Source organism: Clostridiisalibacter paucivorans DSM 22131, from assembly GCF_000620125.1.
Taxonomy (GTDB): domain Bacteria; phylum Bacillota; class Clostridia; order Tissierellales; family Clostridiisalibacteraceae; genus Clostridiisalibacter; species Clostridiisalibacter paucivorans.
Map to the genome: position 1 here is coordinate 1 of NZ_JHVL01000056.1, position 23,991 is coordinate 23,991.

Sequence of the window (23,991 nt, forward strand, 5' to 3'; positions counted from 1 at the left end):
CGATTCACTCCAAATCATAATAAAGATTTGGGTTCTCTGCTTATACCATCAACTACTAACTTCTTACTAATATCTACTAACTTCCTTTTTACTTTTACAATTCTATTCTATCATAATCATATAAATATTTTTTGTCCTTATATTGAATATCACTTTTCATTCTTTAAGCATATTATAGTATTACCTAATAAAAGAAAGGTGGGTTATAAAAATGCCTAGAAGGAGATGCCCTAGAGGAACTATAACGTATACAATAAAGCCAGGGGATACACTATATAAAATAGCATTAGAATATAACACGACTCCTCTAATATTAATAACTTTAAATCCATATGTTAATCCATATTATCTAAGAATTGGCGAAACTATATGTGTTCCAGAACCCCCAATACAGTGTCCAAATGGTACAATTCATACAGTAAATCAAAGGGACACTTTACTAACCATAGCCGTTGCTTATAATGTTTCTTATAATGCATTGAAAGAAGCAAATCCTAATGTTGATATAGAAAACCTAGAGGTAGGTCAAAGAATATGTATACCACCATATGAGCCAAGCAAACCATGCCCAAACAGAACCTATATAATCAAAAAAAATGAAACATTATCGAGCATAGCAGAAAAATTTGTGGTTTCTGCCACTGATATATTGATATTAAACCCTGAAATGGCTCCTGGTGAATTTGTTGAAGGCAGACTTATCTGTTTACCAGAAGAAGTACCTGTATAAAAAACTTTATCAGTTTTAATTTTTCAAAAAATATAAAAGATGGGATAAGAATTATAGATGTCTTATCCCATCTTTTATATTAACATTCTGTTCATATATTCTAATAATTCTTAGGTATCAGAAATATTAGAATCGAAAAGTTTAACACTTTGAATTCCAGATGACATTGCCATTTTCCTTAATATCTTATTATACATAACAGGTGACTTTAGATTCTTTAAAATAATATTTCTTTTTAAATTATTGCATCCTTTATTATAACGGGTAGAAAATCCATCTAGTCCATGCTTCAAGCTCTCAGCTAATATATATGCACTATGAAAGGCATAGCTAAATCCTTCAGCAGAACTGGGACTAATCCAACCTGCTGCTTCACCTATTAATGCAATGTCTTTATTGCCAGTACATATATTTTTTGTCTTATATGGTCTTAAAATAAATGCACCTTCTTTTTTAGTAACTTTAGATAGATTGTATCCATACGAATCTAATTTATTCTTCAATAACTTAAATTTAGAAATAGGATTATCATCTATATTTAATGCTGAACCAACTAACATATATTCCCCTTTAGGAATTGTCCATGAATAAAAATCTGTTATAGTGGGATCAAATATGGCAGAAAAATAAGGCATAGCTTCCTTTACTTTAAACCATTCTTGAACTGAAATATATCTTGAAATATCATCGGTTCTAAAGGCCTTCTTACGAACAAGTGAAGATGCCCCATCTGCACCAACTAATATTTTTGCCTTTTCAGTATATTCTTTCTTGGTATTACTATCATATATCTTTATATTAAAGTAATTATCGTTTTTATCAAAATCTTTCAAAATACAACCATTTCTAATATCCACTTCTGATGGTACTAAAGATAACAACCATTTATCAAATTTTTCCCTGTCTAAGTTAAAGTAAAATCTTTGGTAAAACCTTTCGATTTTATTATATAAGTCAATAGTTCTTACTACAAAGATTTGTGGGTCAACCATTACATCCTTTGGTATCCCAAGACCTAATTTTGCAAGTATCTTCTGTGCATCTGGTGCCAGTAGACCACCACAACATTTTTCATATGATTTGTGTGAATATTCTTGTGTAAAATGTCTTTTGTCTATTAATAAAACTTTATATTTTTTACCTATAAGCCTTGCAAGTGTAGAGCCAGCAGGACCACTGCCAACAATAGCTATATCATACATCTCTGACTTCCCCATTTCAGTTTTTATAATTATAACACATTATAAATAAACATTGTAAATATCAATCTTGAATGCCAAAAAGGTCTTTTTAATTGTTTATTTTTTATTAAACTAAAACATTTAGTCCTTTCTTTGAGTATTCTTTATTATTTGCTTTACCTCTTTCATCTTTAGTGAACTCTATCTTTTCATCTTCTTCACTTTTGTTATACTGGTGTTTTTCATCTTCAGTATTCAATGTCTTTTGAATATCTTTACTTTTATTTAATATCTCTTTCTCTATGTTACCTATCCTTGTCTCAAGTTTATTAGCCTTCACTAATTTTTCACTGCTACTATTCCCACGACTGCCATCTAATTTAGCCTCTATTCTTAAAATATTTGCCCTGCCTGATAAATTCTCACTAACCCCTCTGAGATTTTTTAATTGAGAATAATCTGTATCTGATTTAATTAAATTTAAGGTGTTATCAATTTTAATATTACCTTTATCTTTTCTATTTACTTCATTATCCGCATTTGCCTTTTTCTTGTTAGCTTTCTTTTGTGGTTTTATCTTTTCCAATCGTTTTTGCTGTATTTGCACCTTTATTTGTTCTATTTGTTCATTTAAAGGCTTTATAAGCTCCTCCTTTATTTTTTTAGAGCTGTCCCCCTCTTTAATCTTTTGTATTCTCTCTTGTAATCTCGTTCTTTGCTGCTCTAGCATTTTTATTTGTTTGTCCATCGGACTATTAATATTTGATAGATTATTATTAGTTTTTATGGAGAATATTCTCATTTTTTATACCTCTTTTCTACAGATAATTTTTAAGCCTAAATTTATCTTTATGAAATTATATCTATATTAATGTTCGGCATATATATTCAAAATGTTTAGCTAATTTATCTAAAAATACAGATTTTTACTGCACACTACTGTTTACTTATTTAACAAATATATTTGTACATAACAATAAAAGGTCAATCTATATTAGTATAGTTTGACCCTTTTATCCTACCTTTCTAGTTAACAGGAGCCTCTCCAAAACTTTCATTTGTATAGTCTTCTATCTCAGTCATTGGTACAGATACCTCTACAAATTCCTTTGCACTATCATCTAGTGGCATATAATAGAATACCACATTATCATCTTTAAAATATATCCTTATACCCTCTGCTTCCAATCCATTTTCCATTCCCATATCTTTTAACTTTTCATCTAATATCTCTTTAACTTTATCTTCTTTATCTTCTTTTATAAAATTATCATACTCAATCTCATTGGAAGATATCACATCTAGATTAACACTATCTAATATATTAATATCTCCTATACCTTCCATATTGGCACTTCCTCTAAATATAACACTCAATATATCATCATCCATCTTACCTATTTCATAGTCTATACTTACATTTGAATAAGATGTGCTATCAGAGTATATATCTGCTATCTCTTTTAAGCTTTGATTCATATATCCCATAAGAAGTTCTCCTGGATAGTCTACTACCTCTGGATAGAAAATCTCTATGTTTTTATCTTTTACCTCCACCGATTCCTTTGAAATATCGTATTTAACATCCTCAACTGATACATTGCTTTCTGTATTTTCAGCATCTTGGTCATCACTACTTTGTTGAGAGCCTTGACCACATCCTGCTAACAAGACCATCAATGCCAATAATAAAAATATAATATTTTTTCTCAATTTCATTTTTATACCTCCATATATTTAAATATTTTATACAGTATATATTATAAATAAACTTATCTTTAAAGTCATTACAACAACTTTACAAAATATTCATTAAAAATTACAAATACGTTAAATATTGTTACAATACTTTCATCCAATGAATAACCAAAAGATAGACAATATATAGAATTAATCTCTACTTCATCTATCTTTTTATAATATCTTGTAACTCTCCATTTACTATATATAAAAGATCATTAATATTCAATTCTATTTGAATGCCTATTTTGCCAGCACTAATTATAATTTCTTTTATTGTCTGAGCACTTATATCTATAAATGTCTTATAATCTTTTTTCATTCCTATTGGAGAACATCCACCTCTAATATATCCTGTAAGCCTTTGTATATTCTTCACAGGAATCATTTCTATCTTCTTTTCACCAGTTATTCTTGCTGCCTTCTTCAAATCTAATTCCTCTTTAACCGGTATCACAAATACATATATTTCACCAGTTGTTCCTTCAGTTACAAGGGTCTTATATACCTTCTCAGGCTCTTTACCTATTTTTTGTGCTACTGATATGCCGTCAATTTTCCCATCTTTTTTATCATATGTAGATGTATCGTATAAAATATTCTTAGCATCTAATATTCTCATAGCATTAGTCTTAGAATTTGCCATAAAAAAACCTCCATTTATAATGTATAGATATTCTTAGATTATATCATAAAGATACTAATTATCTTAAATGCCTAAATATAAAACCCATCAGTATAAATCCTCCTATCAATATCGCCTTATAGGGTTGTAAAGTTTCAATGAGTATTCCCGATATAATAAATGAAATAGGAGATACTATTTTTACCATAGTTATAAATAAGCTCATAACTCTGCCCCTATACTTATCAACTACATGCCTTTGTAATATCAATAAAAGAGGTATATCTATGAATGATATTATTAATCCCAATACTAACATAATACAGCTATAATATATCAGTATATGCTTTATTTTATATATTAAATTTAAAGGTAATACTGGAACAGAGCTTAAAATTATTATAATTAAAATACCATTAATTGATAATTTCATCATATAACCATAGCCTTTTGTTGGCTCAAACCTGTTTATCAATATGGCACCAATTATCATACCCAAAGGCATAAAACCCTGTACTATTCCAAAGTATTTAGAATCAAGTTTAAATATATTAGTTAATACATAAGGTATAGGTATGAATATAGATAATCCCAATGAAAAATTTATGAATAATAGTTTGATAAAAGCCGACATCAATGCTTCACTTTTTATCAGATGATTAAATCCTGTTTTTATATCATTTATTAAATTCATCTCCATTGAATCCTCATCTTTTTTATAGACTCTAAAATCAATAAATCCTTCCAATATAGCAGATATAATAAATGATATGCCATTCATTAGTATAAAAATTTTCATATCAATAATATAAAATAACATCCCCCCTAATACAGGCCCTAATATGGTTGATATAGATTCTATTATTTTACTTATGGAATTTATTCTCAATAAATTTTCCTCTGTAACCATATTTGGTTTTGCTGCCTCAATAGAAATATTAAATACTGTAGCAATTGCCGTGGTCATAAATGTACTGACATAAATCATCCATACCTTTAGATTATATTTGCATGATATAAAATATAAAAGTACCAATAACACTCCATTTAATATATCCATAGAAATCACCAATACTTTTCTGTCCAACCTATCTGACAATATCCCTGCCAATGGCCCTATAAGTATCAAAGGTACTGACCCTAATACTAATGTAGTAGCAAATGACAGTCCTGAATTTGTAACCCTCAAAATATATAGTCCTATTACAAATGTATATAGTGATGACCCCATAAGGGATATAGTTTTACCTATTGTAAACAATAAAATATTTGAAAAATCCCTTTTACATTTCTTCATAAAATTACCCCCTATCCGTTAATTCCATTATAGATAGTGGGGTATAGACCATATAAAGCATATAAATATATATTTTTTCTATAAGAATACAGAAGAATGTGAGGTTAACACTATCTTTTCCCCAAAATTATATAAGTATATACCCTTTCTCCTTCTGCAAAATAATTTTCATATTTTCCACCTCTTCTAACTGTATCTCCTATTTTCTGATATATTATTTTATAATTTAATTTTTCTATTTCTTGATTAATATTTTTTAAAATAAAATTCTTTCTATATTTAGTCTCTATCAAACTATTGAAATTAAACTTATCAAATAATATATACGCCCCAATCAAATAACTATCTTTCTTGACCAGTTTATCTATTGAATGTAGTAAGAAGTCTTCATGATCAAAGCTATAATTACTAGTACCTGAATAATCTATTATTACATCTAAAGACCTATTAGCTATAGGCATATTTAAAAAGTCACCATTTATAAATGATATATTTTTTTTCACACTAGATTGCTCCAAAACACTCTTTAGAAATCTTTGACTATTTATATCTTTATCTACTGATATATATGTAGACTGGCTAGGTAAATCATTGTATATATATCTAAGTAAAAAACCTATTCCCGTACCCAACTCCAGTATAATTTTGTTTTCTAGTTGTGTAAAATCTATCTTCCTATGTGTCCATTCCAAACCCTTATATACATTTTCTAGATATTCTAATGCTGTATAATCCATATATTCTTTTATTATATCTAAATTTCCATTATATTTATTGTGACCCTTTATTTCTTCTGTAAACAATATTCCATCTTCAATCTTATAAATATTGGAACAATTTCTGCACTGGATAACTCCATTTATAATCTGATTATCATATATTTCTCCCTTATGTAATACCACTTTTCCTCCACATTTTATGCATTTGATATTACTAATAATATTTAAACTTACTCCTATCTTAAATTTTTCATGTCTATAATCAATAGATAGTTCTTCAATCTTTTTTTCCAATTTTATTTTTGCCATGTTTAATTCCCTAATCTTGTTTTTTATATCATTATATTTATCTTCAAAAAATGACTTTCGATATGCCCTCTCTTGTACATAGTTTAATTTACCCAATCTTTTAAACATAAAAATAGATTTGATTTCATTTAACGTAAATCCCATATCCTTAAACTCTACTATCCCTTTAAAATCTTCTTGGCACCTATCATCAAAATCATAGTGTCCCCCCAATTTCTCTGGTATTATAAGTCCCAAATCCATATAATGTCTTATGGTGTCTATGGTCACATTATTTTTTGAAGCAAATTTCCCTATCTTCATATTTTCTCCCCTTTAACAATTGATATAAGTGAACTATAAATATATAGAATTTACTATTACTATATATTCTTTAATGTCCTTTAGATTACCTGTATATTTATAATTTAAAAACAAGAGCCAACTCATGTAATGTAACTTAGTTAGCCCTTGCTTTTTTATATTTGTATCTATTTAATATTCATAGCCTTAAATATAACTGTTGCTGCTTGGGATCTCGTAGCTTTGTCTTTTGGTCTTACTGTGTTATCCGTATATCCGGTTATTATCCCTTTTTCTATTACTCTTTCCATTGCTTCTTCTGCCCAGTTTGATATTTCTTTACTGTCTTTGAATTTTCTTTTGATTTCTGTGTTTTCTAGTTTGGCTGCCTTTGCTATTATTACTGCCATTTGTTCTCTTGTTATGTTTTCGTCTGGCCTAAATCTTTCGTCTTTGTATCCTAATACTATTCCATGATAGGATGCTGTGGATATTATATCCTTTGCCCAATGTCCCTTTGTATCTTTGAATTCTATTCCTGGTTTTGCTTCTAAATCTAATGCTTTTACTAATACTGCTATAAATTCTGATCTTGTTATATTTTTATTGGGTTTGAATGTACTGTCTATATATCCTTTTATTGCTCCTTCTTCCATTAATGCTTTGATATATTTTTCTGCCCAATGTCCTTTTATATCTGTTAGGTTTATTTTTTGTTTTTGTTGTATTTCTATGTTTTCTGTTTCTTTTTCTGCTTCCTCTGTAGCTAGTACTGCAAATTTTGTAAAGTGCTCTACTTCTCCTGTTACTTTTCCTTTTTTGTAGTCTACTTTTACATTGTCTAATTCTTTCCACTGTTCTTTTTTCTCGTCGTAATAGTATATGCTTATTTTTTCTTTACCTGCTTTTTCTTTGTCAAATGTCATTTCTATTATTACTGATTTGTCAAACTTTCCTTTTTTGTCTTTTGTTATTTCTAGTACTTTACTTATTATCTTTTGTCTTTTTTCTGTCTTTAGTTTTGATGTGTTTGTTACTTTTGATATTTTTACATATATATTTTTGTCTATTGCTGTTTTTGGTATTTTTATTGTTGTTCCGTGCTTTTCTACTGTTCCTCCTTTGGTGGAGCTTATTTTTTCTCCGCTAGGTTTAGAATTACTTCTTCCAGAACTGCTTCTTCCAGATGATGAACCACTATTATCGTCTTCTTCTTTTTTGTATGTTATTGTATAAGTTTCTTTTACTTTATTCCCTACACTATCTACTGCATTTATTTCTATTGTATTTTTCCCTTCTACTAAGATTATTTTGTATTTCCCTTCTATTCCTTCTATTCCTTCTCCGTTTAATTTTACTTCTGGTATTATTTCTCCATCTAAATTGTCTTTTACACTTATGCTAAATTCAAATATCTCTTTCTTTACTGTTTTATTTACTAAATTTGTTTCTATTTCTGGCGCCCTATCATCATTTTCTATTAATTCAGACCAAATTGGTTTTCTATATTTCATGCCATCTAATACATAAAACCACACTATTTTGTCTCCAGATTTCACTGCTAACTTATCAGAATAAATATCAGGTACTTCATCGTTTACGGAATACATCCAACCTCCCATGCCTTTATTTTCTATTCCATATATAGATGTAACCATAACCCCTGACATTTTATATTCATCAGTAGTAGCCTGTAGTGCACCCAAAGCCGTCAGACCTGCTTTATGTTGTTTAGTATTGATTGTGACTTTCTTCGGATTAGACTTTATATCATATTCTTCTCCTTGCTCTGTAATTATAGCAGTATATACATCAAGTGTCTCCTTTATTTGCTCTATAATCTCTATTTTAATTGTTCCGAAGATATCTTCATTTTCTACTAAAATAGCTTTTATTTCTACTGTTCCCCTTGCTACTGGTATAACTTCACCACTTTTAATATCTACTGTCGCAATTTTTTTATTAGAACTCTCCCATTTTATTTCTTTTCCTTCTATAATCTCTCCTTGATCATCCAATACCTTTGCAGTTAATTTTGTAGTTTCTTCTAAATCTATCTTTTCTATATTAGGTTCAATCTTTATTTCTCCTATATTGCTATTAGTTACACTTATAGTTACTTTGTCTTGTATATCCGTATCTCTTACCCTTGCTATAATATCTACTTGTCCAATACCATTAGTCTTTACAAAACCGTTATCAACAGAAGCTATATCTTCATTTAAACTTATCCATTCCATTTTGGCATTTTCTAATGTATTATTTTCTTTGTCATATACTATTGCTTTTAATTGAACTGTTTTTCCTAAATATATTATAGGGTTTTTCGATTGAATTATTTCAATCTTTTTTGCTTCTCCTTCTTCTTCATATTCAAGTGCCAATATCTTAAACATAGATTCATTATTATATAAGTCAACTAATGCTGCAAATACTGTATATGTAGAACCATAGTATGCAAATTCATCATCTTCACCTTTAGAATAACCACTTAATTCAGGTCTATTTTGGCGAATTATTTTACTCTTCAACAATGCATCTACCATCGTGTTCCCATTTTTAATCCACTCTTTTGAATATAGTGGATTAATATCATTAGCAATAAGGGCTTGGATTATCCTTCCAGTAGCTAATGTACTATTTTTACCTTGCTTCCAACCTTCTTTTATATCGAAACCACCATCTTCATTTTGCTTTTCTTTAAGGAAACTGATGAGTCTATCTACCTCTTCTTCGACTCCATCTATATCTTTATGTTTTGCTAATGCAGTAAGAACTAGTGCTTCCGTATGAACCTCTGTATAGGTATGAGAATCTTTTGCATGTACCATTTCAATCAATCTATTTATAGCAGAAACTTCATCATATTTTGCTCCTGCCATATCTAATGCCATAATGGACATGGCTAATACTTCAATGGAATTCCTATCACCACGTTTACTTGTTTTTAATATAAACTCGCCTTTATTTTCTCCATCCATAACTTGAGAAGATTTCAACTCATAAACATAATTTCTGACCTCATCTTCGCTTATTACATCATGTCTAGGATCTAAATTTGAACCTATAAGAGAAATTATAGTCTTTGATATTTGCCAAGCACTATCTGTTTTTGTATATCTGAAAATATGATTTTGTAATAAATCTATGTCCATTCCCACCAAATTAGCCGCTGGTGCTGCTACAAATTCAAATTGTCTTTTAAAAACATAATGTTCTTTTAAAAATTCTATTTCCTCATTTAAAATATTTTGTATCTCTTCATTGTTTCCAATATCATGATACATAGAAGTTTCCATGTATACATCTGCCAATGCTGCAAATCCAGTTTCAGTGCATTTAAAATCTGAAAATATTTGTTCTTCTGGAGTGCCCTCAGGGTTCTCATTATATTCAAATCCTCCATCTTCAATCTGACGATCTAACAATACTTCAATCATCGTATGACCATTTTTTACCCATGTAGACGGGTCTATATCATTTGCAATCAACGCCTGAAGTACTGTACCAATAGCAAATGGGTTATTCTCATACCCACTATGGTTAAATCCTCCATCTCCATTTTGTTGTAATCTTATATATTTTAATACTTTATCTATAGCCGTTTGAACTCCAGCTATATCCTTATGTCTAGATAATGCCGTTATTGCCAATGCCTTTGTTTCTACTTCTGTATAAAGCCCATCTTTTTCATATTTACTATCTCCTAACATTTCCAAAAGTCTATTTACAGCTTGTTTTTCATCATATCTCCCATTGGCCATATCTAATGCCATTATTGAAAGAGATTGACTTACAATGCTATCTTTATATCCTGTCTCATTAACTATAAATTCTCCATTTTTCCTCTGACTGTCAACAAGTAATTTAACATAATTATTATATTTTATATTTCCATCACTATCTTTAATTAAATAACATTTTGGGTTTTCTCCTGCCCCAACTATTTCCATAATATTTTTTGCATAATGAATAGCATAATCTTTAGTATATAACCTCAAATTGTCTTTCACTTGCAATTTTTCTACATTGAAATCATCTCTTATATGTTCTACTGATAAAGTTGCCATATAGTCAAAAGAATTATGTTTTTCATAAAAATCAATTAACTTGTTTAAAGCTGCTTTGACTCTAAGACTTATATCTTCAGCATTTTTAATTATTATGGTTTTTTCATCAAATATTTTATTATTATCTTTCAACTCAACCTTTATATCAATTTCCCCAGCCTTTAATCCTATTGCAACTCCATTCTCAACCTTCAATACTGATGGGTCCGAAGATGTCCAAATTAATTCTATATCTTTAATTAAATTATCATCCTTATCATATACATTAGCCTCAATTTGTAGTTCTTCTCCTATAAGGATTTCTTGTTTTTCTAGTTCTATATTCACCTTTTCTGGTGGACTAGTTACAACATATTTTAATTGATGATACATAGATTTACCATTGTATAAATCGGCTAATGCTGCTAAAGCATATTGAGTTGTACTGTATCCTGCAGAACTATTTTCAGGTTTAAGTTTAAATCTATTACCTCTTTTACAAGCTAATATACCATCAAGCAATGTTATCTTATTTCCATATTTATCATATTGTACCCATTTATCTGCTAAAGGATCTTCTCCTAAAGCAATTATGCCTTGAACAATTAAAGATGTATCTTCACAATTTTCTATCAAACCATTATGTCCCTGTACACTTTTAAAATACATCTTTATACCATCAATTATAGCTTTTACGCCTTCAAAATCTTGATAATTTGATAATGCTATAAGCGTCCAAGCTGTAGCAGCATTATCTGGTGATGAATAAGATTTTGCATAATACTTATCCTCATCTTTGTTTAATTTACCTAAAAGTGCTTTTATAGCTGCTTCTTTACTATATTCTGCTCCACTCATATCAAGGGCCACTATAGCTTTAGCAATATATCCTATATCACTTTCTTTATAAAACTCTGGTTTTGCTACTGTTATAAGAGAAATATAGTCCTTATCATTATAGTCTTTAGGCTCTTCTCCAGCAGCTATTAGATTCATTATATTTCTTCCATTATTATGAAGATTGCTACTTCCATATATATTTATGTTTTTAACTATTTCAGATACTTCAACTCCAGCATGTCTTAATCCCAATGAAGTAATAAAATCATAATTATCCTTAGTCTTAAAATATTCTTTAACTTCATCTATAGTTTCTTTTATTTTATCTTCATCGCTCTTTCCTATAAATATATCAAGTTTAACATCCGAAGATATATATCCATTAGAGCCTTTAGATGCCTTGCCTGTAATAGTTACTTGTCCCTCATCTAATGCAGTAAGTATACTATTTTCATCTACCTTTGCACATTCCTCTGGAGTAATAGTCCATTCAATATTTGAGTTTTCTATGATTTCATCATCTACATCATATACAACAGCGTTTATTTTAACTTTTTCCCCTACTTTTATTTCAGATAGATTATCATCTATAGATACTTCTATTTTATTTGGGACTACTGGTATAACATCAATTGCTATTGTTTCCTTAATATCAAAATCTTTTATTTGAACTGTAATATTAGCTGTACCAGGTGCAATTCCCTTAACTAAACCTGTTTTTGGATCTATTTCTACAACAGATAGATTATCAGAGTTCCAAACAAATTCTTGTTTAGGTACAAAATTTCCGTTGTTATCATAAGTCTTAGCCTTAAGTTGTAATGATTTCCCTGATTTTACTTTTTTCTTATCATCTTCTGACGATATCTCTACTTTCACAGGTTCTCCAACTTCTATCTTCAATTCTTCATAAGTGGAATTATATTTATTAGCATCTATATTTGCAATAAATGCCAATACAGTTGCCTCATCATCAGTATAACTACTACTAATAGAATTTTTAAATTCATTTCCTAATTTATATGATAGTAATGATTCTATCATGGAAACACTATTGCCATATTTATCTTTCTGTAACCAATTGTCCGCTGTTATATCTTCACCCATTGCTACTAATGCCTGTATTGTATAGGAGATTGTATTTGACTGTGTTTTTTCATTCCATTCACTTGCCTGTTGTTTTAGATAATTTTTCCCTTTTTCAAGTAATTTAGCCACTCCTTCTTCATTTTCATAATTCGAAAGAGCTATGAGAGATATTGCAGTTCTCTCAATATGAGGTTTATTTGACCATGATGAATAAACTACATATGCACTATCCCCATCAATATAAAACGTATCCATTAATGCCCTAACTGCATTAGTACTATTATAGTAAGCCCCAGCCATATCTAATGCAATTACTGAATTTGCAATATAATCAGCTTGTTTTTCATCACTTTCATGATAATAATATCCACTGGGATAAAAATAACCTTCTTCTGTCTGAGCATTGGCTAAATAGCTAACTAGATCTTTCCCATTATAATCTCTTGGATCTTGACCTGCTGCTATTAATCCCATTATAGCTTTAGCATAATCTTCAGATTCGGAACCATTCCATCCAGTATCAAAGTTTGGCTCTTTTATATCAAGTTTGTCTTTTATAATTGTATTATCTATCTCTACTCTATTTGCTGCTAATGCCTCTAAATAATCATATTTAGATTTATCCTTGTAATAATCCTTTAATTCATCAATAACCTTTTGGGTTCTTTGTTGTAATGTCTGGTCAGGTGCAACTGTCAATTTAATGGGTTTTTCTGTTTCAACTTCTTTGTTACCTTTATAGCCAGATTGATACACACTTTCTGTCACAGTTTCTCCCGTTGTTACTTCTGTCTTATCCAAACAAAATTCAGATTCTAATTTTTCTGCTCTTACTACTGATATACTGAATAATCCTGTTCCTAAAGATGTCATCAGCAATGTAAATACTAATAATATTGATACTATCTTAGTGTACTTTTTCATCTTTGACCCCCTCAAATAATATGTATAAAAATGATTAAACGCTTTACTTTAAAAAATAAAACAAACCATAATATCCCCCCTTATGTTAAATAAAAAAAGACGTCCCATTTAAATGAAGATATAAGATATCTCCATCTAAATAGAAACGCCTCTAGTTTTCTAGTCAGCATTTGATTTCATTTTACAATTTAATTGATTTTTTAACTTCTTCTACCCTTATAGGGATATTATTCTGTACTACTATCTTTAACTCTCCATATCCTGTTTTTCTAATAAGTTCAATGAGATTTCTTTCTTTAGCATTTAAATAAAGCTTTGTTTGTGGCATAGCCATTATCTTCAGCCCCCTTATGCTATTCTAAAAATAACTAGCCTTATAGTTATATACAAAGTATATAATCATCTAATTTGTATATTAAACTCCTACCAATACCTTTTCCATAATCTTTGTAGGAGATATATCATTAGTTATCAACACATATCTAATATTTTTAATGCTACAAATCTTTTTTTGTTCATCTATGAAGTTTCCTATTTTTTCGGTGTATATTTTTTTTACTCTGTCATTCATATCTATTAATCTATCATATCCTGATTCCATTTTTATTGATTTAAATTCATCTAGAAAATCTGGGATTATTTCTTCTTGAGCTAATACTTGAATTATTACAACTTCTTGGTCATCTCCAGATAAACTGTCTAAAATATTTTCAAGATTTTTACCAAATAAATCAGATATAACAAAGGTAATACCCTTTTTATAATCCCTTACCTGTGCTATAGCATTGAAATCCGTCTTACCATATATATCTATAGAATCTAATTTAAGTTCTACTGTATGAATAGATTCCATACCTTGAACAGATTGACAAAGAATTTGTAAATCTTGATTAAACCCATATATAGTAAGCTTATTCATCTGTTTTAAAGCAGTATATCCTAATTCCAGTGCAAGCAATTTAGCTATATCCCATTTATTAGGATTACCATAATCCATAGATGCACTTATATCAATGAATATATTTATATCTGATTGTCCCTTTCCCAAACTGGTTCACCTTCTTCAATTCTTTAAATGTTAGAAAGTCTCTATTTACTTTTTGTCATGATTTTTCAAAATAAAAAAACCTTTTCTCTCAGGAAAAGGTTTTCGATATACTATACCATAGGTTTAAAGACAAAATGGAATAACTACTATTTATACATACAAATAATACACCTAAGTAAAAGTTTGTCTTTTAAACACAAGAAATTTATAATATATCTTCCCTTCCTCTAAGTCGGAGGATAATAGAAGAATATGATATCAGATCTCCTGACTTACGGATCATCTTACAGCCAAACCTTCCCATCATAATGACAGTGGTCTATAATGGCATTCATCCCCGCTTACAGTTGCGACTACAGTAAAGGTTTCTCACCTTTTTCCCTGATTATCATATTATTTTAGATTATATTAGCTACTATACTTTAGATTATACCATTACAATAAATATTGTCAATATTATTAAATTTTAGCTTTGTAATGCCAAACTATGATAATATTAATTTTACAAAGAAATGTCCCACAATAATTGTTAGATTATTGCGAGACACCTATTTGTTCAAATTTAATATATAATTCTATTCTTTATTTTACATTTTCAATAAATCGCTTAAATATAGTTGATACCTCTGCTCTACTGGCGTTAGCTAAAGGGTTAAGTTTATTGTCTTCTTTACCTATCATTAATTCACTGCCTACAGCCCATGTCATGGCTTCTCTTGCCCAGTTACTTATATTTTCTTTGTCAGTGAATATTTCCATATTTCCTTTTATTTCAGTATTTAATCCCTTTATCTCTGCATATCTATATAACATTACAGCTAACTGTTCCCTTGTAATATTATTTTCAGGCTTAAATTCCGTATCAGTTATACCTTTTACTATAGATCTTTCTAATGTCCACTTTATTGCCTCTGCATACCATTGATCATCTTTGACATCTATAAAAGATTTTCCTAACCCATTTATGGATGGTGAACCATCAAGTCTATAAAGGACTGTAACAAGCATTCCTCTTGTCATAGTCAAGTTTGGGCTGAAGGTTTTCTCTCCAGTTCCTGTGAATAGTCCTTTTTGTACAGCATACATTACACTTTCATAGAACCAATCATCTTCTTTTACATCAATAAAACTTATACTATTGTCATATCCTACTATATAATATGATAAATGATCTGTTTTAAATATTACAAACTCTGTTTTTTCATTATATCTGGATTTTATTTTTTTCAGTTCCCCTTTATCATTTAAATGCCATACTGATACTTTATCCTTCTTTTGTCCCGCTTTCAGTTTATATGGTAGGGATATAGTTATTTGTTTTCCTCCAAATGATGATATCTTATCTTCTTTGCTCATTATACTTATATTGTATATTATTTCTTCTTTTACTGTAGATTTCTGCCGTTGTGTGAGCTTTTCTTCTTTTATTTTATCTATTATTATTTTAATATCTTCTCCTTTTGCCTGTTTTGATATTTCTTTTAATGCCTTATTAGGTATTGATATGGTAGCTATTGGTGTTTTTAGATTCAAATCAAGTCTTTCCTTTGATATCTCATCTACTGAAATTTTGGGTACTTCTATATTTGCTTTTGATATCTCTTTACCCTTAGCCATATTGATTGTAATGCTAGTTATATCACTGTCCTCTATCTCTTTTAATATATCTTTTATCTGATCTGTTGTCACTTTTGAATTAGCTATTCCATTTTTAATTTTAGTTTCTGCTTTTATATCTACTGTGTTTTCTGCAATGGTTTCTTCTATAGGTATTTCTTCACTTCCTTTTATTTTTGAAGGCACGTTTCCTGAATCAAATGCTCCAAGTTCTTTAAGTTTATCTATTGCATCATTATAGTTTTTAACATCTCCTACTGTGATGTATAGCTTTTGTTTGTCTGTAAGTTTCTTATATGCCTTATCTGCTTCCATAATTTTATCTTTATCTTTAAGGGTTACCCTAGAAGTAACTGGAATCTTTTTAAGCAAATCCTTAACAGCTTCAATTTCCTTAAAGAAAATAATACGATTTTCTACATCTTCAAGCCTTTGAATATTTGTTACCTTGGACTGCTCAGATGAAGATAGTATTTCAAAAATATCTCTAATACTTTTAATTTCATCTTCATCTAAAAGTGTGATTTTTCCTATTGATGGCAATTCATCTATTAGTGATATAAGGTGTTCTGCTCCATTGTCTGGTGTAATTATATTAAGTCTGTACCATGTTCCAGTATAGTTTCGTTTCTCCGTTTCTTGATTATTCATAGACGGCCATGCATATTCTCCTACTCCTATATTGATATAATCTCCCGAACGTACAGGTATATACTGGGTTCGTTTATAAAAGGATACTCCTTCTTTATTACTAGTAACTCTATCATTTAAGAAGGTCTTTACCAAATAATTTCTATTTGATGCCGTAGGTGTAACCTTTAGCTTTTTAATATTTGATGGGAGAATCAAAGTATATTCATTTATATCAGAATCAAATGATGGATAAAGAGTACCTTTGCTAAGCTTAAGTTTAGCCAGGGAGGTGTCTGAATTTCCCCAAGTACCTCCTAAATCTTCACCTAGATTTTGTGTAAACATTACTCGGATTTCATCCCCTCTAGAAAGCTTTCCATTACTAACTGAAAACTTTTGGAAACCTTCGTTGACAAAGAAGTCATTTAATGTTCCCATCCAACCAGAACCTGATGTTCCATCAAACTCACCAAGGGATTTTCCATCCTTTGTAATACTGGCTAGATACTCAATCTCATAATCATCAATACCTCTAGGCTTTGAACCACCTGTGCCAGTCCAACCATAACCGTTTTCAGCAAGTGCCCTTAATACTATCGTCATCATAGTATCCTCTTCAGCATATTCAAAACCCCGTTCTCTTACAATTGTACCTGTAAAATCACCACCTGAATAAGTAGTATTTTCAACATATACGTCTACTGTACCAACTACATCGCCAAAATCAGGTATAACACCATCAATAATTTTTTCCTCTACAACAGCCATGGCATCAATTGCTTTTTCTTTTGCCAATACTACATCTTCTATAGTTGAGGCTGTTGAAATTTCATCAATGCCTATATTTTTTGCTGTAGTAAGCTCAACCCATCCATCATCGGTGTAGTTGCTACTTCTATAATTAGAATATGCTTCTTCTATTTGGTTGATAGCATTTGTTTTAGCCAATGCTAGCTCAGGGTTATCATCGGGGTCAATGCTACTATCTACAGGTCCCCATGTAATAGTTACAGTTACATCTTGATATGGCATAATAAATTGAGATCCTTCATCAGCAAAAACTATTGATTCATATTTTAAACCCTTTTCCATAAAATTCGAATCCTGTACTCTAAGTGTATATTGCTGAATATTAGCTGCATCACCAATCTCTATGTGTTTGACCTCATATGGAACACCATGTATTAATATAGTCCTGTTCTTTATAGACATTTGTTCTTCTAAGCCAAAATCAGTACATATGCCCGATACATCTCCATCATCAAGTATCTTCCAACCGTCCCCTTCTACATCACCCTCAAAGAAATAGGCAAATTTATCTATAGTAGATACAAACCTAACTCGATTGTCAGGATATGCACTTATAGCAGATGCTGTGTGGGAATCATAGACATCTTTTCCTTCAATATCTCTTTTATTAACTTTAAATTCATATAGAAGCTCTGTATCCTCTCCATGTGCTTTTACATACTCTATCATATCCTCTATTGCTGCTTTTGCTGATGGGCTGTGGGCAGCAATTTCAAGATTCAATTTATAAGATTCAATCTCTGGAAGACCTACATCATATACCTTTTTTATATCAGAATATTTTTCTACCTCTAATCCAGTCAATTGATTCCTTTGATAGTCACTCATAGAATCATAGCTATTAATCAAAGCTTCTGCTAAAAATGCATTTCTTTGTCCTAGCAATGAAGCATCATCGGGCAAACGCGATAGAATATCACGGAATCCCTCCATTTTTGATGTATTGTCATCCATAGTTTTATCTTGTATTGCTTCAATGCCATTTAAAGCATTATCTTGTGCTTCTTTAGCCTCCGCTAATGTTATCGCTTCATCTATTTCAGCAAATCCTGTTTCATAGAAGTTATTGATTTCTTTCCAATCATCTGTACTGAAAAAACTCTCTGGATAATCTCTATAGATTACATTTAACTCTTTCTTAAGTTCCTCCTTAATTACTTGAAGCTGCTCAGGGGATGTTCCCTTTACATGGATATATATTGTATCTCCAATAGTAAGTCCAGGAGCCTCCCCATCAAATACATTAGAAAAACCTTGTGCTGAATCATTCTCACGAAGATCATAAACACTTAGGGCATAATAGCCTGGTGAATAGAAGGTATAGCTAAATTCTCCTCCTAACCCTGTGACTATATCAGTATTGATATCTGACGGTGAAATATCTTCGATAGTTTCTGCTGCTTTACTTACAAAAACAGTAGCTCCTGACAAAGGATTAGCCTTAAGAGAATAGGTACTAATATGGGGCAAGGTATATATGGTAGACAAATTAAGTTCCTGCCCTTCATCAATTTCCATAATCCCATTTATACTTTTACCATCTTCTAATATAGACGATTGTTTGTATAAATCATGTAGCTGATTTTCGATAAAAGAATCATAACCTGTTCCAGAGGAATTTGCTTTAACAGGCTGCTCTAAGAAAGCCAGCGTAACTATATCTCCATCATGTAACTGAACAGCGTAACGGGATTTTTGTTCTGAAGTACGTTCTGGAGATTTGAATTTTAATGGCCCAATGCCCCGTCTTTGTATATCAACATTTGTGGTCAAGATTCCATTAATAGATGTGGCATAGAATTCATTAGTACCAACTATACTATTTTTTTCAGATGACAGAACTTCATCTCTCAATTTATCAATGGCTGTGTTAAGAGTGTTGTCACCTTCTAGGATTACAGTGTGTATCCCTGCCTTATCATTTAAATCTTCATCTAACCGTGCATGGAGACTATCCACTACCTTTAGAATTACGGTGATACTCTCCCTTTTATCCTCAAGACCGTTTACACCCCTCCATAGTTTCTCATATTGTTCCTTGATTTCATCATATTGCTTTTTGCCTACCTCACCATCTCCTGGAGCTAAATTATTATCCAGATATTGTCGTGTGCTTTCATAGGCATCTAGAAAAACGCTCCAGCTATTGTCAGTATAAAGAGACTCCTCTATTCTTTCTAGGTTATATACATTTAATAAATCATTTAAGGTATTATATTTTAATTTGGAATCATTGGTATCATCCTCTGCAAGAAGAGGGTCCATGGATTCCCTTGCTGCTCCAATATTATTGATTGTATCTTCTATTTCTGATAACATTTTGCTATCTGAACTATCATTTTGCTCTGTTGCCTCTCCATCTCCATCATATAAGGAATCTAATAGTTCTTGAGCCTCCTCCACTGCGGAATAATATATATCCCATGATGCTTGGGTAAAATCGGGATATAGGAAAGGCTCTGGAGGATTTTCTTCAGCCTCTTTTATAGTCTCATACAGTTCTGTGGTATTAAGATTTACTGTTGGAATTAAACTGCCAATGCTATTTTGCATCCCATAGACAGCTTGGGTAACCGTTTCCTGGGAACTATATACATCTTCATATACAGACTGAGCAACAGTAAGGGTGGTCTGCATATTAGTCCAAAAACTACCATCAACTCCAAGGTACTCTTTACCATTATAGCGATCATCAGCTTGATACCAGTCGGCAACATTATCTCCAGTAACACGATTCATTTCATTGACCAGACTGCTTTTATCTACTTCTTCAGTAGGTGCTTCTGGTGAGTCAACATAATGGATTAGAAGAGAACCTATATTCTCATAAGATTTATCTTCACAAATAATCATACTTCTATAATCATCTGCATCATTACTATTAATATCTGTATATCCAGTTGAATCAAATGGCCATTCACTTAAATCTATCTTTATCCATGTATCTTTTGCAAAAGTTACATAGATATCTCTATTAACCATACTATAAAGACCACCTGAATAATTAAACTGTAAATAAATTTCATTTGTTCCTTTATTAACTTCAGCGCTATAATCTTTCATTTTCGTAGTCATATATTTATCACCAGCATAATATCCATAATCCATTAGCCCTTTACACTGCACATCAATAATCATAGTCCCTGAAGCATCATAGGCAAGAGAAGGAACTTCATATGTATCTGCTGCAAATGTTTGTATTGGTATTAGCTGAAATACCATTATTAAAACTAATAATAATGATATTTTGTGTGAAAATCTACTCTTCTTCATTTTCTACCTCCTAATTAATCAAATAGCGCTACCTGCTCATAGGCAGGTAACGCTGTTGTTCTATTTAGATAATTATGCTAGCGTGTTACTTTAAGCAATGCAATATATGGCTCATCTGTATCGTCTTGGACTATTACTCTAACAAGGGTTGTACCAACTGGTGCTACATTAATAGAAACTGGATCTCCAGAATTCACTTTTTGTCCATTAATCCAGATATTTGATGCAGTTGAAGTGACAACAACATCTCTTAGTGGTTGTATGCCTGTAGCAATATGAACTACCTGCTTACTGTCATTGCTTAGGTTAGCTGTAACTCCACCAACAGTCACTGTAGGTTTAGCTGTAGTTGACCCACTGCCCGATGTGTCTGTTATACTATGAATACCTTTAACTTCAGGTGATATTTCTCCAAAGGGAGGTACATCCTTTGCTACAGCATTGTACACACGAACATAGCGAATCCAGCTAAGGTCTACAGGTTCTCCATTACTATCTACTGCCCAATCAAGGTCTATTTTATCTCCACCTGGTGTAACATCGGCATAACCAAAGGCTCCTGCAGCTGTACTGCCGTTTTGTATGCCTCCCAAAAGTACCCCTGACAATGTCAAAGTATTTGTATTTGTATATCCTAAAGCATCCTGACCAGACTTATGCTCTGCAAAAGTAAGCTTGTTTGGACCCGTTGCTTTGTCAAGACCTGTGATATAATTGTCTGATAATGGAAACCAATTGTGATTATGATAAGCATTTGTAGCAACTTGATCAGTGTTTGATGTGTTTCCCTTTATATAGTATGGAATTGGTGCCTTATCACTTTCATTACTGCCTTTATCAAATGGATCTACATAGGTGACCTCATAGTTCCAATCTATATCATCGTCATAGTGGAAGGAACCTGCTATATCGTACCAAGTATCTCCATCCTGTGATACTTGTATCCCCCCTGGTTCAGAGTTTCCAGAAAAAGCATTACCTATAACCTCAAAATCATACCCGCCAGGATGATTGGGATCATTATCTATACGATCCATATCAAATACAATATATCCACCAAAGTATCCCAAAGAAACACCAGTGGTAGCCATATGCTCTACCATATTTTTATATGTTGTAGCACCAGAATTGTATACTGTTCCCCATCCCCCTGTATCTATACCTTCATTGGTAAACTGACCAGGAGCAGGAAGGAATGCATAGATACCACTGCCAGCAGAAGTATCTTCCTTAGGTTGATGAAAGGTAATAGTAATACTTTGTGCTTCACTTCCAACAGTAGCATCAAACTCAATCTTTGGTTGAGTAACATCATCTAATTTAACATCATACACCCCTGTAGTACCAGAAGGCTGGCTCAAACTTACATCTGTTGCAACCATATTTGTAATTGCAACACTACCGCTGCCACTATTAGGTCTAATTACCAACAATAGCTGATTAGGGTAGTATATATTGGCATTAGAACCTATATATACAGCATCATATTCATTTGTTCCTGTCTCCTCAAATACCATCAAAGATTCTGGTGGGACAGGAGAATAATCTGGATCTCCAAAATATAAATTTATTAAACCAGTATCCATAGGATTTCCAGTATCACCAACAGCCGCTTGTGTAAAATTTGGCATAAATGTCATAAGTATTAATAAAATCACCAATGTTAATACAAATATCTTATTGCTGTTTTTTGCTTTACTAATTTTAACCACTTTCCATCACTCCCCTTTAAATTTTTCCCTCTTTAATAGTCATAAATATTTACTTTTCCTAATCCTCCTCTCCCTTTCTGCACAAATAGACTAATTTTATGTAGAATTTATTGTATATAACAAAAACACCTGTATTTTCCATGAAAAAATACAGGTGTCCTAATACACTCTATCCTAAAATCACATTATTCACTTCCTGTATATTATTTTTCTTGGGAAAATAATAATACTTAATTATTTAAACAAGTATTCTGACTTAGCTTCATAGTTCCCCCCGCCTTCCCGCCAAAGCAGTGGCTTAATGGAGTTCACTCCACATCACAGTAACCCGATTGTTCAGGATTTACACCTGATTCCATAGTCTAAATAATGCATTTATACAAATATTTCCTTGCTTATATGTAGAAAAACTATTTTCTATTACATTTATTATATATAACAAAAACACCTGTATTTTCCATGAAAAAATACAGGTGTTTTAATACACTCTATCTTAAAATCACATTATTCACTTCCTGTATATTATTTTTCTTGGGAAAATAATAATACTTAATTATTTAAACAAGTATTCTGACTTAGCTTCATAGTTCCCTCCGCCTTCCCGCCAAAGCAGTGGCTTAATAGAGTTCACTCCACATCACAGTAACCCGATTGTCCAGGATTTACACCTGATTCCATAGTTTAAATAATGTATTTATACAAATATTTCCTTGCTTATGTACATACTACCATAATATATATAAATATGTCAATCAATACATAAAATTGTTACTGTCAAGTAATAGTTGGCAATTATTTTTCTTTAGATTTAATCATCCAATAACTATTGATTTTTAGGTTTTAAATTTATGTATTTAACACCCGTTAGGGCGAAATTATTTTAGACATTGTTATATTTCAATTTTATATCCTCATTACTGACCGTTAGGGCATAGATATCCTGTATTTAATATTATTAGAAACGATATCTTTAAAAGCTTAGCTTTAGGTTACTTGCACATCTATCACCTAGCATTTTCTGTATTGCCCTTCTTCCATTGGTTACAGCGCATTTCCTAAATGGAATAGAGGCTGTTTTATGCTTATATATTTTACTCTTTTTAGGCTTTCTAT

The 23,991-nt window shown here is 31.0% G+C and carries 12 protein-coding genes and 3 riboswitches; of the genes, 1 reads left to right on the plus strand and 11 read right to left on the minus strand.

What is annotated here, in order from left to right:
* The first annotated feature begins 211 nt into the window (after nt 1-211).
* Nucleotides 212-730 carry a LysM peptidoglycan-binding domain-containing protein gene (locus Q326_RS0113030; protein ID WP_034602277.1) on the plus strand — a complete coding sequence of 173 codons (519 nt, stop codon included), beginning with the start codon at nt 212-214 and terminating at the stop codon, nt 728-730.
* A 110-nt stretch (nt 731-840) separates the two neighbouring features.
* Here Q326_RS0113030 and Q326_RS0113035 read toward each other — a convergent pair whose 3' ends face one another.
* The 11 genes from Q326_RS0113035 to Q326_RS0113085 all read right to left on the minus strand — a co-directional run bounded on the left by Q326_RS0113035 (nt 841) and on the right by Q326_RS0113085 (nt 22,878).
* Entirely contained in the window at nt 841-1,932 is a 1,092-nt protein-coding gene (locus Q326_RS0113035; RefSeq protein ID WP_026895786.1) for an FAD-binding protein, read from the minus strand.
* A gap of 106 nt (nt 1,933-2,038) precedes the next feature.
* Complete coding sequence (locus Q326_RS0113040; protein WP_026895787.1) at nt 2,039-2,713, minus strand: FlxA-like family protein; 675 nt, start codon at nt 2,711-2,713, stop codon at nt 2,039-2,041.
* A gap of 224 nt (nt 2,714-2,937) precedes the next feature.
* Nucleotides 2,938-3,630, minus strand: a complete 693-nt coding sequence (locus tag Q326_RS0113045; protein WP_026895788.1) for a hypothetical protein — start codon at nt 3,628-3,630, stop codon at nt 2,938-2,940.
* Nucleotides 3,631-3,817: 187 nt separating this feature from the next.
* Nucleotides 3,818-4,297, minus strand: a complete 480-nt coding sequence (gene ybaK / locus Q326_RS0113050) for a Cys-tRNA(Pro) deacylase (protein ID WP_026895789.1) — start codon at nt 4,295-4,297, stop codon at nt 3,818-3,820.
* A gap of 58 nt (nt 4,298-4,355) precedes the next feature.
* The gene (locus Q326_RS17415) at nt 4,356-5,573 is read right to left on the minus strand and encodes an MFS transporter (protein WP_034602279.1); all 1,218 of its coding nucleotides are present in this window, start codon (nt 5,571-5,573) and stop codon (nt 4,356-4,358) included.
* A 110-nt stretch (nt 5,574-5,683) separates the two neighbouring features.
* Nucleotides 5,684-6,904 carry a MerR family transcriptional regulator gene (locus Q326_RS0113060; protein ID WP_026895790.1) on the minus strand — a complete coding sequence of 407 codons (1,221 nt, stop codon included), beginning with the start codon at nt 6,902-6,904 and terminating at the stop codon, nt 5,684-5,686.
* Between the two features lie 167 nt (nt 6,905-7,071).
* Nucleotides 7,072-13,785: an S-layer homology domain-containing protein gene (locus tag Q326_RS0113065; protein WP_026895791.1), complete on the minus strand. Its 6,714-nt coding sequence runs from the start codon at nt 13,783-13,785 to the stop codon at nt 7,072-7,074.
* 181 nt (nt 13,786-13,966) lie between these two features.
* Nucleotides 13,967-14,119, minus strand: a complete 153-nt coding sequence (locus Q326_RS0113070) for a DUF2292 domain-containing protein (RefSeq protein WP_205687680.1) — start codon at nt 14,117-14,119, stop codon at nt 13,967-13,969.
* 81 nt (nt 14,120-14,200) lie between these two features.
* Nucleotides 14,201-14,833, minus strand: a complete 633-nt coding sequence (locus Q326_RS0113075) for a DUF58 domain-containing protein (protein WP_026895793.1) — start codon at nt 14,831-14,833, stop codon at nt 14,201-14,203.
* A gap of 240 nt (nt 14,834-15,073) precedes the next feature.
* Nucleotides 15,074-15,265, minus strand: a riboswitch (cobalamin riboswitch).
* A gap of 150 nt (nt 15,266-15,415) precedes the next feature.
* The gene (locus Q326_RS0113080) at nt 15,416-21,166 is read right to left on the minus strand and encodes an S-layer homology domain-containing protein (protein ID WP_026895794.1); all 5,751 of its coding nucleotides are present in this window, start codon (nt 21,164-21,166) and stop codon (nt 15,416-15,418) included.
* 77 nt (nt 21,167-21,243) lie between these two features.
* A complete protein-coding gene (locus Q326_RS0113085; protein WP_026895795.1) occupies nt 21,244-22,878 on the minus strand; it encodes a hypothetical protein in 1,635 nt (544 codons plus the stop codon).
* 224 nt (nt 22,879-23,102) lie between these two features.
* A riboswitch (cobalamin riboswitch) is annotated at nt 23,103-23,276 on the minus strand.
* 145 nt (nt 23,277-23,421) lie between these two features.
* A riboswitch (cobalamin riboswitch) is annotated at nt 23,422-23,595 on the minus strand.
* Nucleotides 23,596-23,991 lie beyond the last annotated feature (396 nt).

Bases quoted from the DNA above. Each gene is read 5' to 3' on its own strand.
- Q326_RS0113030 (WP_034602277.1), top strand. From the start codon at position 212: ATGCCTAGAAGGAGATGCCCTAGAGGAACTATAACGTATACAATAAAG.
- Q326_RS0113035 (WP_026895786.1), bottom strand. From the start codon at position 1,932: ATGTATGATATAGCTATTGTTGGCAGTGGTCCTGCTGGCTCTACACTT.
- Q326_RS0113040 (WP_026895787.1), bottom strand. From the start codon at position 2,713: ATGAGAATATTCTCCATAAAAACTAATAATAATCTATCAAATATTAAT.
- Q326_RS0113045 (WP_026895788.1), bottom strand. From the start codon at position 3,630: ATGAAATTGAGAAAAAATATTATATTTTTATTATTGGCATTGATGGTC.
- ybaK (WP_026895789.1), bottom strand. From the start codon at position 4,297: ATGGCAAATTCTAAGACTAATGCTATGAGAATATTAGATGCTAAGAAT.
- Q326_RS17415 (WP_034602279.1), bottom strand. From the start codon at position 5,573: ATGAAGAAATGTAAAAGGGATTTTTCAAATATTTTATTGTTTACAATA.
- Q326_RS0113060 (WP_026895790.1), bottom strand. From the start codon at position 6,904: ATGAAGATAGGGAAATTTGCTTCAAAAAATAATGTGACCATAGACACC.
- Q326_RS0113065 (WP_026895791.1), bottom strand. From the start codon at position 13,785: ATGAAAAAGTACACTAAGATAGTATCAATATTATTAGTATTTACATTG.
- Q326_RS0113070 (WP_205687680.1), bottom strand. From the start codon at position 14,119: ATGGCTATGCCACAAACAAAGCTTTATTTAAATGCTAAAGAAAGAAAT.
- Q326_RS0113080 (WP_026895794.1), bottom strand. From the start codon at position 21,166: ATGAAGAAGAGTAGATTTTCACACAAAATATCATTATTATTAGTTTTA.